At 34.3% G+C, this 11569-nt stretch carries 14 protein-coding genes; 1 reads left to right on the top strand and 13 read right to left on the bottom strand.

Features of this window, described 5'->3' with window-relative positions:
* Window positions 1-390: 390 nt before the first annotated feature.
* From OXQ85_RS16055 to OXQ85_RS16045, 3 genes are all read right to left on the bottom strand, one after another.
* Window positions 391-1080 (bottom strand): hypothetical protein, encoded by a 690-nt coding sequence (locus OXQ85_RS16055; RefSeq protein ID WP_267405791.1) that lies wholly within the window; start codon window positions 1078-1080, stop codon window positions 391-393.
* Window positions 1081-1086: 6 nt separating this feature from the next.
* Window positions 1087-1719, bottom strand: a complete 633-nt coding sequence (locus OXQ85_RS16050; protein WP_267405790.1) for a response regulator transcription factor — start codon at window positions 1717-1719, stop codon at window positions 1087-1089.
* 206 nt (window positions 1720-1925) lie between these two features.
* The gene (locus OXQ85_RS16045; RefSeq protein ID WP_267405789.1) at window positions 1926-3782 is read right to left on the bottom strand and encodes a beta-galactosidase family protein; all 1857 of its coding nucleotides are present in this window, start codon (window positions 3780-3782) and stop codon (window positions 1926-1928) included.
* Between the two features lie 67 nt (window positions 3783-3849).
* Between OXQ85_RS16045 and OXQ85_RS16040 the strand changes: the two genes are divergently transcribed.
* Window positions 3850-4272, top strand: a complete 423-nt coding sequence (locus OXQ85_RS16040; RefSeq protein ID WP_267405788.1) for a hypothetical protein — start codon at window positions 3850-3852, stop codon at window positions 4270-4272.
* Between the two features lie 48 nt (window positions 4273-4320).
* Here OXQ85_RS16040 and OXQ85_RS16035 read toward each other — a convergent pair whose 3' ends face one another.
* The 10 genes from OXQ85_RS16035 to rplO all read right to left on the bottom strand — a co-directional run bounded on the left by OXQ85_RS16035 (window position 4321) and on the right by rplO (window position 11564).
* Window positions 4321-6207 (bottom strand): beta-galactosidase family protein, encoded by a 1887-nt coding sequence (locus OXQ85_RS16035; RefSeq protein ID WP_267405787.1) that lies wholly within the window; start codon window positions 6205-6207, stop codon window positions 4321-4323.
* 144 nt (window positions 6208-6351) lie between these two features.
* The gene (gene rplQ, locus OXQ85_RS16030) at window positions 6352-6873 is read right to left on the bottom strand and encodes a 50S ribosomal protein L17 (RefSeq protein WP_267405786.1); all 522 of its coding nucleotides are present in this window, start codon (window positions 6871-6873) and stop codon (window positions 6352-6354) included.
* A gap of 6 nt (window positions 6874-6879) precedes the next feature.
* Window positions 6880-7875 (bottom strand): DNA-directed RNA polymerase subunit alpha, encoded by a 996-nt coding sequence (locus OXQ85_RS16025; RefSeq protein WP_267405785.1) that lies wholly within the window; start codon window positions 7873-7875, stop codon window positions 6880-6882.
* A 33-nt stretch (window positions 7876-7908) separates the two neighbouring features.
* Window positions 7909-8517 carry a 30S ribosomal protein S4 gene (rpsD, locus tag OXQ85_RS16020; RefSeq protein ID WP_267405784.1) on the bottom strand — a complete coding sequence of 203 codons (609 nt, stop codon included), beginning with the start codon at window positions 8515-8517 and terminating at the stop codon, window positions 7909-7911.
* Between the two features lie 19 nt (window positions 8518-8536).
* Window positions 8537-8926, bottom strand: a complete 390-nt coding sequence (gene rpsK, locus OXQ85_RS16015; protein WP_034694697.1) for a 30S ribosomal protein S11 — start codon at window positions 8924-8926, stop codon at window positions 8537-8539.
* A gap of 12 nt (window positions 8927-8938) precedes the next feature.
* Window positions 8939-9316: a 30S ribosomal protein S13 gene (rpsM, locus tag OXQ85_RS16010; protein WP_007839478.1), complete on the bottom strand. Its 378-nt coding sequence runs from the start codon at window positions 9314-9316 to the stop codon at window positions 8939-8941.
* Between the two features lie 9 nt (window positions 9317-9325).
* Window positions 9326-9442, bottom strand: a complete 117-nt coding sequence (gene rpmJ / locus OXQ85_RS16005; RefSeq protein ID WP_007839480.1) for a 50S ribosomal protein L36 — start codon at window positions 9440-9442, stop codon at window positions 9326-9328.
* A 64-nt stretch (window positions 9443-9506) separates the two neighbouring features.
* A complete protein-coding gene (gene infA / locus OXQ85_RS16000; protein WP_034684855.1) occupies window positions 9507-9722 on the bottom strand; it encodes a translation initiation factor IF-1 in 216 nt (71 codons plus the stop codon).
* 3 nt (window positions 9723-9725) lie between these two features.
* Complete coding sequence (gene secY / locus OXQ85_RS15995; RefSeq protein ID WP_267405779.1) at window positions 9726-11105, bottom strand: preprotein translocase subunit SecY; 1380 nt, start codon at window positions 11103-11105, stop codon at window positions 9726-9728.
* Between the two features lie 9 nt (window positions 11106-11114).
* Window positions 11115-11564, bottom strand: coding sequence for a 50S ribosomal protein L15 (rplO, locus tag OXQ85_RS15990; RefSeq protein ID WP_267405778.1), 450 nt, complete (start codon window positions 11562-11564; stop codon window positions 11115-11117).
* Window positions 11565-11569: the final 5 nt, after the last annotated feature.

Below are 11569 nucleotides of genomic sequence, written 5' to 3'. Positions count from 1 at the left end.
TAGAAAATATAAACTAATGCAAAAGCAATCCCGATTACCTGATTAACTTTTTGATAATTTTTAAAAATGAAAAATAAATAGACTAACAAAAACAAAGTCAAAACTGCAGTATTTATTTTAGCTAAATTTCTATTTTGATTTCGATTAAAATATTTTAGAAAAAAAATTGAACAAAACAAAATGTAAAGGTTGTAGAGAAATCCAAAATTTGCACTGCTTTTAAAAATGAGTTGAAATACATACATTAAAAATTCGAGCAGAAAACTTATTCCTAAATAAAAACATAAAAATTCCTGATGCTTCTTTCCTCTCTTAAAACAGAGAAATAAAGAAAAAGAAGCAACAAGAAATAAGATTGTAAGATATATAAATTGTAATGAGGAATACATATTATGGTTGCATGTTTCCTATATCAAAATAATTTTCGTCCGGACTTTCTTGTGTTTGTTGAAATGCTAATGACAACCTTTGTTGATTTTCTGGCCTTCTAAAATATTCGTCAATTTCATTATTTTCTATTCCTTTGCCGGCACATCCATCTTGGATACAAATCACTTTAACTTTCATTTTACCATCTGCTCCTTCCAAATATTTAGCAAATAACTCCCACATCCAATTTTCAAAAGTAATATATTCAGTTATCTTTTCAGTTGATTCATACTTTATTTCATTTCCAATACCTTTAAAAAAATCTTTTCGTAAAGACTGATATTTATTAAAGTCAATTGTTAAAAGTTGTAATTCCTGTTTTTCATTTACAATATAAGATTCACAATTATTAAAACTATCTTCTGAAATTCTTTCAAAATTATTAACAATGATTAAATAATATAAATCGTGTTTATAATCATTAATAGCTGCATTAAGTTTCCATAAAAATCTCCTATCAACAAAAACAAAATGTATGAACTCATAATCTGTCTTAAAATTTTTGAAACTCTCGATATTAATTTCAAAATCATACTTTATTTTTGAAATGATTTCTTTCGCTCTGTCATGAGTACATATTAATTGTTCTTTACTAAGTCTTTTATTGATAAGTTTTTCATCAATTTTTAACTCTTTTTCTAGGTTTTCCATAATTTCTTAGTTTTTAAAATGGTTAAATTTATTTATCGCTTCTACCTTATTATTCACTTGAAGTTTTCGGTAGATGTTTCCAACGTGTTTTTTTACGGTATCGAGGGTGATGAATTTTTGGTCGGCAATTTCTTTGTATAGCAAACCTTGCGAAAGAAGTTCAAGAATTTCTTTTTCGCGTTGCGTTAATTCATCGAAACCCTTTATTTCAGGAAGTTTTCTTTCAAAATGCTGTAAAACGCGTCTGGCAATAGAAAAGCTCATTGGTGCACCACCATTATAGACATCACGAATCGATGCCAGAATTTTATCCATGCTTTCACCTTTGATGAGATACCCCATCGCTCCCGCCTTTAAAGAATGGAAAATTTTTTCATCATCTTCAAAACTGGTACACATAATAAATTGTGTATTGGGCAATTCTTTTTTGAGCTTTTCAATGATTTCAATACCCAACATATCCTGTAGCTGAATATCCATCATCACAACATCCGGAGAAAAGTCTGATAAATTTTGGAGCGCATCCTTCCCATCAAAAAACTGAGCGACAACTTTCATGTCTTTTTGGTAATCGATTACCTTCTTCAACGCGTTGTTGTAGTTTTTCTCGTCTTCTACTATGGCTATGGAAATACTCATGCTCTTTTGTTTAAGACAAATCTCGACAGAAAACAAAGCAGAGACAATTACACCTTTGTGTAATCTTACGTTTTGAGTTCTAGGTTATTATTATATTTTAGTTTTGATTAAATTTAATCAATTTTTCATTTACAATTATCAATTATGAAGAATAATTTACAATTAATTTTAGTTAATATTAAAATAATGACAATTCGAAACTGCATTTATAGATTTAATTGATCTAAAATCGGATGATCTAAAGTTTTTACACTTGTGTTCGAGTTTAGCTGTTCAAAAATCTGAATTATATTTTTACTTTTTTTCAACCAAACTCCGGGAACATATAATGTTTGCTGCGGACCCACTTTCCAGTATCGTCCAAGATTTTTACCGTTGATAAAAACAATTCCTTTTCCGAAATTTCGGGTGTCTAAAAATGTATCTCCTGTTTCATTCAAATTAAATTCGGCTTCCTGAATAACTGGTGAATTTTTAGGAATACTTTTAATTTTAAAATGATGCTTTGGAAATTCATTAAAAGCCAAAGGAAACATCTGCCAATTTCCTGAAATTTCACTGTCGTTGATTTTTATAGGGCTAATAATCCCCTTTAAATTATGATTAATTTCTGCTCCGTAATTGATTCTTCCCATATTTTCAACCAAAATATCCAGCTGGTCTCCTTTTTTAATGTCAATGTCAAGATCATACTTTTTATTCATTCGGTTCAGTTCGCCAATTCTATTTTTATTGATGTAAATCGTCGCATAATCCCGCAGACCTTTTATTTCTAATTTTCCGTTGTGATCTTTATCAAATATTCTTCGGTACAAAACGTAACCATTGCCAATATTTAAATCTTCAAAAGTCAAAGGCTGATTATTGATAATGGGTTTCATTCCGTCAATTACATCAAACAAAGAAGCCGTTTTAGTTATCTTAAATTCAGGAATGGTAATCACTTTTATGGGTTTTGGAACTTCAGGAAGCTTACTTTTTGTATTTCTCTGAAAAACTTCTCGCAATGCCTTATATTTTGGAGTTGCCCATCCGGCTTCACTGATCGGCGCATCATAATCATAACTCGTAAGGTCGGGCTGAATATCGTGATCTTTATCGTAATTTGCACCACTTGTAAAGGCAAAATTGGTTCCGCCGTGAATCATATAATAATTAAATGAAACTCCGTTTTTAATATACAGCTCAGTCTGTTTTACCACATCTTCGGTGGCCACTTTCACAAAAGATTCTGCCCAATGATCCAGCCAGCCGGGATAATATTCGGCAACCATGTAAGGGCCTTTGCCTTCGTGATAATCGTTCACACTTTTTTTAAGAACATCAATATCACTTTCACCATTTGCTGTGGTAAGCGCACCTTCAATAGAACCGCCTTTGAAAAGACTGCTTGCATCAGAAGTAAATAACGGAACGGTAATTCCGTGTTTTAAAAGCATATCTTTTATTTTATGGTTGTACTTTCTGTGGTTTTCCAGTGAAATATCTTTCCGCTGACTCACATAAGATCCAAATTCATTTTCCGCCTGAACCATAATGACGGAACCACCGCGATCAATCTGTAAAGGGACAATCTGTTTTGCTAATTGAGCTATATATTTCTCACACTCCTCAAGAAAAGCTTTATTATCTGTTCGGATTTCTACATCTTTATTTTTCTGTAACCACCATGGATAACCCCCGAATTCCCATTCGGCACAAACATAAGGTCCCGGACGAATAATGACATACAAACCGACTTCCTGAGCCGTTTTAATGAATTTCTTCAGATCTTTTTCTCCCGAAAAGTTCCATTTTCCGGGCGATTCTTCATGATAATTCCAAAAAACATACGTCGTAACTGTATTCAAGCCCATTGCCTTCATCATTTGCAAACGATGTTTCCAATATTCTTGTGGCACTCTCGGATAGTGCATCTCGCCAGAATAAATAGTAAAAGGTTTTCCGTTTAAAAGAAAACTGCCGTTCTTTATTTCAAACGTTGAAGCTGCATGCTGAGAAAATGCAAGACTGCTCAAAAAAATCAAAAGAATTGTACTGAATTTTTGAAATATTTTTTTCATATTGTATGGTGTAATTCAGATAAAATTAAAGAATAAAAATCAATCAAAATATCAAACTGTAAGAATCATGAAAAAAACTGTATTAGTGCTAAATGCCATCCTTACATTAGCGGTAGTTAGCTGTAAAAAATCAACAGAAAGCGGAAATAAAAGTGTGATGAAATCTGATGGTTCGGAGCCTGTATTAGCAGATAATGGCAAAGTAGATTCCACCATTCAGTACAATACGGATGTTAACGGTAAAAAATCTGTAAAAACAGATTATGTTTACAAAGCTACGGACGGCAATCTGGTAAAAGTTACTTTCAATTATGATGAAAATACGATGAGCGTGAGAAGTAATAATAAAACTTTTATCCTTAATAAAGTTGAATCTAAAGGTAACGAAACCACGTATGAAAAGATGGATATGAAAGCTACCGTAAAAGGCGACAGCCTGATTCTGGATCAGGGAAATAATCTGATACAACTTGTAAAAACAAAAATTTAATTCAACATAAATCCTGCTATTTTTCAACAGCAGGATTTTTTTTATTAATTATCGTGTTAAATCATTTAGAATTGGTTTATCTAAAGTATTGACAGAATTCTGTACTCGCCCGTTCAGCTGATCAAAAATAACAATTTCATTCTTTCCCTGCTTCAGCCAAACTCCGGGAATGTATAAAGTTTGCTGAGGCCCCACTTTCCAGAATCTTCCCAGATTTTTTCCGTTAATAAAAACGATTCCTTTTCCCCAATTCTGCATATCAATAAAAGTATCTCCGGCTTCCTTCAAATTAAATTCTCCCTGATAAATGGTCGGCATATCTTTCAATGTGTGATACTCTTCCTGAGATAAAGGTTTTGTTTTCATGTTTGTCGAAAACTGATCAGGAAAAGGAAGCTTTATCATTTCCCAAGTTCCTGTAATATTTTTATCATTGATTTTTATAGGTGAGATAATACCTTTTGTATTTTGATTGATTTGAGCATCATAATTAATTCGCCCACAGTTTTCAACTAAGATTCTTAAATCAGAATTTTTAGGAATATCAATTGGCAACGTATAACTGTTGTAAAATCTATTAAGTTCGCCCACTTTTTTGCCATTTACATATACCGTTGCAAAATCTCTCAAGCCAGTAACATCCAATTTTCCTTTAACGGCTTCATCAAAATGATGTTGATACAAAACATAACCATATCCTTGATTCAATTCTTCAAAAGTGAGTGGTTTTTCCGCCTTTACTTTCTCCTGATTTTGAGCATAACTAAAAGCATTATATAGTTTATTAAATCTGATATTCTCTATCTTAATAACTTTAATCGGAGCCGGAACATCGGGAAGTTTCTCTTTAGTATACTTGGCCATCACCAGACGGAGCGAATCGTATTTTGGAGTTCGCCATCCCGCTTCGGAAATAGGGGCATCGTAATCGTAGGAAGTTAAATCAGGCAGAATATCATGTTCTTTATTATAATTGGCTCCCGAAGTAAAGCCAAAATTAGTTCCGCCGTGAATCATGTAATAATTGAAAGATATTCCGTTGCTCAAAAAATCTTTGGTTAATTTTACAATATCTTCCGTTCTGGTTCTAGGAAAACCTTCGCCCCAATGCGTCAACCATCCCGGATAAAACTCAGCAATCATATAAGGCCCCTGATTATTATGAAATTTATCTACAACCATTTTTAGTTTGTTGATATCTTTTTCACCATTTCCTCCCGGTAAAGCACCTTCCACATGACCTCCACCAAAAAAATCAGTCACATCGGAAGTATACATCGGAACATCAAATCCAACATCTTTTATCTGCTTAACGATTTTACCTAAATAAGATTGATGAGACTGATCCGAAATATCTTTTCGCTGGAAAGCAAAAAGCCCGAATTCATTCTCTGCCTGAACCATAATAATAGGACCACCTTTGGTAATTTGCAAATCCTTTACCTGATTGTACAATTCCGTAAGATATTTTTTATTGGCAGATAAAAACGGTTCATTATCTTCCCGAATTTTCAATCCTTTAATATTTTGAAGCCACCAAGGATAGCCACCAAATTCCCATTCAGCACAAACATAAGGACCTGGTCGTAAAATAACATATAACCCTACCTCTTCAGCAGTTTTGATAAAAGCTTTAAGATCTTTCTGACCAGACCAATCCCATTTTCCGGGAGTCTCTTCATGATAATTCCAAAAGACATAAGTAGCAACGGCATTCAGTCCCATAGCTTTCATCATTAATAAACGATGCTTCCAATATTCTTTGGGCACTCTGGGGTAATGCATTTCTCCAGATCGGATTTCAATAGATTTTCCGTTAAGTAAAAACTGACCATTTTTCACTTCAAAACTTTTCTTTTGATTTTGTTGGGCAGATAACATCGCACAAAAGAATACAATAACGGAACAAAATAATTTTATTTGTAATTTAATCATCGTAATGTTGTTTTATTGCTAATTTAAAAAATAAAACACACAAATAATTCAACAAACAAATAAAATTAAACAATTAAGAATAACATTCATAAAACAAAAAACCGTTCAGAAATCTGAACGGTTTTTTTATATATCTGATGAATATTATTCTTCAGTTTTTTCCTCTGTAGAATCTGCAGCTTCAGCCGTTGGCTCAGCAGCTTTTTCTTCTACTACAGGAGCTTCCGCAGCTACAGCAGTTTTAGCTGTTGTAGATCTTCTGCTTCTTCTTGTAGTTTTCTTCTCTTCAGCATTAGGATTGTAAAGCTCGTTGAAGTCTACCAATTCGATAAGAGCAGTATCAGCAGCATCACCTGGTCTGAAACCTGTTTTGATGATTCTTGTATAACCACCGTTTCTCTCAGCGATTTTAGGAGCTACAGTTCTGAATAATTCAGTAACTGCCTCTTTGTTTTGAAGATATGAAAAAACAATTCTTCTATTGTGTGTAGTATCTTCTTTTGCTTTTGTTAATAGAGGCTCAACATATACTCTCAAAGCCTTAGCTTTAGCTACAGTAGTGTTGATTCTTTTATGCTCAATTAGAGAACAAGCCATATTAGAAAGCATAGCGCTTCTGTGAGAAGCTGTTCTTCCTAAGTGATTGAATTTTTTACCGTGTCTCATTATTAATTAATTATCAGCGTCTAATTTATATTTTGCAACGTCGAAACCGAAGTTAAGACCTTTTGAATGCACTAATTCTTCTAGTTCTGTCAAAGATTTTTTACCAAAATTTCTGAATTTCATCAAATCAGACTTACTGTAAGAAACCAATTCTCCAAGAGTTTCTACTTCAGCAGCTTTAAGACAGTTAAGGGCTCTTACAGAAAGATCCATATCTGCTAATTTAGACTTAAGTAGTTGTCTTGTATGAAGAGTTTCCTCGTCATATTGGATAGATGCTTTCACCGCTTCCGTTTCAAGAGTGATTCTCTCATCAGAGAACAACATGAAGTGATAAATTAATATCTTAGAAGCTTCAGTTAAAGCGTTTTGAGGGCTGATAGAACCATCAGTCTCTATATCTAATACAAGTTTTTCGTAGTCTGTTTTTTGCTCTACACGATAATTTTCAATGCTGTATTGAACTTTCTTGATCGGCGTGAAAATAGAGTCGATAGCAATAGTACCTACTGGTGCATTGTTCGACTTATTTTGTTCTGAAGGAACATATCCTCTACCTTTTTCAATGTTGAAAGTAATTTCGAAAGTTACATCACTGTTTAGGTTACAAATCACTAAATCAGGGTTTAGAACCTCAAATCCGTTGATAGATTTACCTAAATCACCAGCAGTAATAACCGTTTGTCCCGAAACTTTAGCAACAACCTGCTCGTTAGATTGGTTTTCTGCCGTAGCTTTTAATCTTACCTGCTTAAGGTTAAGAATAATTTCGGTAACATCTTCGATTACTCCTGGAATAGTTGAAAATTCGTGCTCTACACCTTCTATTTTGATAGATGAAATAGCGTATCCTTCCAGAGAAGAAAGCAACACTCTTCTCAAAGCATTACCGATTGTAAGCCCGAAACCTGGTTCTAGTGGTCTGAATTCGAACTGACCTCTAAAATCATCAGAGTTAAGTAAAATTACCTTATCGGGTTTTATGAATTGTAAAATTGCCATATTATTGGGTTGAGCAAAAATTTGATTAAAAAATTATTTAGAGTAAAGTTCGACGATAAGGTTCTCCTTGATGTCTTCCGGGATTTGGATTCTCTCAGGAGCAGAAATGAAGGTACCCTCTTTCTTCTCATCGTTGAATTGTAACCACTCATAATTTGCTTTAGAAGCCAATGCATTAGTAACAACTTCAAGAGACTTAGATTTTTCTCTTACAGCGATTACATCACCAGCTTTTACCAAATACGAAGGGATGTTAAGAATTTCTCCGTTCACAGTGATGTGTCTGTGAGAAACCAATTGTCTAGCCCCAGATCTAGTTTTAGAAAAACCTAATCTGTAAACAACGTTATCTAATCTAGACTCGCAAAGTTGCAATAGAACTTCACCAGTTACACCTTTACTTCTGTGTGCTTTATCGAATAAGTTAGCAAACTGTCTTTCTAAAATACCGTAAGTATATTTAGCTTTTTGTTTTTCAGCCAACTGAACTGCGTATTCAGATTTTTTAGCACCTCTTCTTTTGTTAGGACCGTGTTGTCCTGGCGGTTGGTTCTTTCTTTTTTCGAAGTTTTTATCATCTCCGTAGATTGCAGCACCAAACTTTCTAGCAATCTTAGTTTTAGGTCCAATATATCTTGCCATAATGGGTAAATTCTAAAAATTAAACTCTTCTTCTTTTTGGTGGTCTACATCCGTTGTGTGGCATAGGCGTCACGTCAACGATTTCTGAAACTTCAATTCCTGAATTGTGGATAGATCTGATAGCAGATTCTCTACCTGCCCCAGGACCTTTCACAAACACCTTTACTCTTCTTAAACCAGCTTCGTGAGCTACAGCAGAGCAATTTTCAGCTGCCATCTGAGCAGCAAATGGAGTATTCTTTTTAGAACCTCTGAAACCCATTTTACCGGCAGAAGCCCAAGAGATAACCTCTCCGTTTTTATTTGTTAAAGAAATGATGATGTTATTGAAAGAAGCCTGAATATGAGCTTCACCAATAGCTTCAACTTTTACTTTTCTTTTCTTAACTACTTTAGTTTGTTTTGCCATAATTCCTAACGATTATTTACTAGCTTTTTTCTTGTTAGCAACAGTTTTTCTCTTTCCTTTTCTAGTTCTAGAGTTGTTTTTCGTTCTCTGGCCTCTTAAAGGTAATCCAAGTCTGTGACGTATTCCTCGTTGGCATCCTATGTCCATCAATCTCTTGATGTTCAATTGCACTTCAGATCTTAATTCTCCTTCTACTTTTACGTTTTCTGAGATATACGTTCTGATTGCAGCCAATTCATCGTCATTCCATTCGTTGACTTTTTTGTCTTCGCTGATACCGGCAGCCTTAAGGATTTCAGAAGAAGTACTTCTTCCAACACCATAAATATAAGTTAAACCGATAACTCCTCTTTTGTTTTTTGGTAAATCAATACCTGAAATTCTCGCCATAATTTAATTTTAGCCTTGTCTTTGTTTAAATTTTGGGTTCTTCTTGTTGATTACGAACAGTACACCTTTTCTGCGTACGATTTTGCAATCAGCACTTCTTTTTTTAATTGATGCTCTTACTTTCATTTTGATAGTATTTATTTTTTAACAATAGCCAAATGGAACGAGTGCTCCATTTGGCAGATTGTTTTTAATATCTAAATGTAATTCTCCCTTTCGTTAAATCGTAAGGAGACATTTCTAATTTTACCTTATCTCCGGGTAAAAGTTTAATATAATGCATTCGCATTTTACCAGAAATATGAGCGATAAGAATATGCCCATTTTCTAGTTCTACACGGAACTGAGCGTTCGAAAGTGCTTCCGTTATAACGCCGTCTTGTTCAATATGTTTTTGTTTCGCCATAAATTAATATCCAGTCGTTCTTGATAATTTAGACTGCATTAAGCCATCATAATGATGGTTCAGCAGATATGTATTAATCTGTTGAACGGTATCTAAAATAACACCCACCATAATCAATAGTGATGTTCCCCCGAAAAATAGGGCGAACGCATCTGTCTGAACAAAGGTTCCATGCACAATTGCCGGAAGGATTGCAAAGATAGATAAAAATATTGCACCAGGCAAGGTAATTTTTGATAAAATATCATCTAAATAATCAGCGGTTTCTTTCCCTGGTCTTACTTTCGGTACTAAACCTCCGTTTCTCTTCAAGTCATCAGCCATTTGGTTTACCGGAATTGTAATCGCAGTATAGAAAAACGAGAAGATAATAATTAGTAGCGCAAACAATACATTGTATTGCCAGCTAAAAACATTCTTGAAACCTGCAAGAAAAGTATTAGACTCATCGAACTTTGTTAATAAACCAGGAACGAACATCAATGCCTGAGCAAAGATAATCGGCATTACACCTGCAGCATTAACTTTCAACGGAATCCATTGTCTTGCTCCTTGCATAAGATTTCTGTTTACACCTCCTCTTGCTTGAGCTCTGCTTACATACTGAATAGGAATTTTTCTAACGGCAACCGATAAGATTACTGCTAAAAGAACCACCAACATCCAGAATATCACTTCAATAAGGATCATGATTGATCCCATTCCTCCTTTTCCGTTCTGCACGGCCATTTCCTGAACGAATGCTTCTGGCAATCTTGAAAGAATCCCCACCATAATAAGGATAGAGATACCGTTCCCGATACCTTTGTCGGTGATTTTTTCACCTAACCACATTGCGAATACTGATCCTGCCACCAAAATAACAATACTTGGTAACCAGAACATAATAGAATTTGGCTCTACATAGTATGCAGACTGGAATTGAGCATATGGTAAGAATAATTGAGTAATAGAAGTTAAATAAGAAGGTGCCTGTACTAAACAAACTCCGATAGTTAACCATCTTGTAATTTGGTTCAATGTATTTCTACCTGACTCTCCATCTTTCTGAAGCTTCTGAAGATAAGGGATAGCCATCCCCATCAACTGAACAATAATAGAAGCAGAAATATAAGGCATGATACCCAACGCCATTACGGAAGCGTGGCTGAAAGCTCCCCCCGTAAACGACGAAAGCAAGCCAAGGAGACCTGCTCCTTGCTTGTTACCGCCTTGATTTTTATAATGCTCTAAGAGATCTCCCACCTCTGCAAGGTTAATTGCGGGAAGTGAGATATAAGATGCGAATCTATACACAAGGATAATACCTAAAGTAAAGAGAATTTTATCTCTAAGTTCTTTAAGACTCCAAATATTTTTAAGTGTTTGTATAAATTCTTTCATTAGTTACTATTATAAGGTAATTGCTTTTCCACCTGCTTTAGCAATAAGCTCTTCAGCAGATTTAGTGAATTTGTCAGCAGAGATTGAAACCGCAGATTTCAATTCTCCTCTACCCATAATTTTCACTAATTCGTTTTTAGTAATTAAACCGTTTTCAATTAGAACTTCTCTTGTAATATCTCCAGTGATAGATTTATTCTCGATTAAAGTTTGAATTGTATCAAGGTTAATTCCTCTAAACTCTTTTCTGTTTACGTTTTTGAATCCGAATTTCGGTAATCTTCTTTGTAAAGGCATCTGACCTCCTTCAAAACCGATTTTCTGAGAATAACCAGCTCTTGCTTTTTGTCCTTTGTGACCTTTCGTAGAAGTACCACCTTTTCCAGTACCCTGACCTCTACCAATTCTTTTTGAATTGAAAGTAGATCCTGCAGCTGGTTTTATGTTGTTTAAATTCATTTTAA

It is taken from the genome of Chryseobacterium sp. GM_Chr_2, from assembly GCF_026540445.1.
In the GTDB taxonomy this organism is placed as follows: Bacteria; Bacteroidota; Bacteroidia; order Flavobacteriales; family Weeksellaceae; genus Chryseobacterium.
Note: the sequence above shows the minus strand (reverse complement) of the source record. Positions and strands in the feature narration are given on the sequence as shown.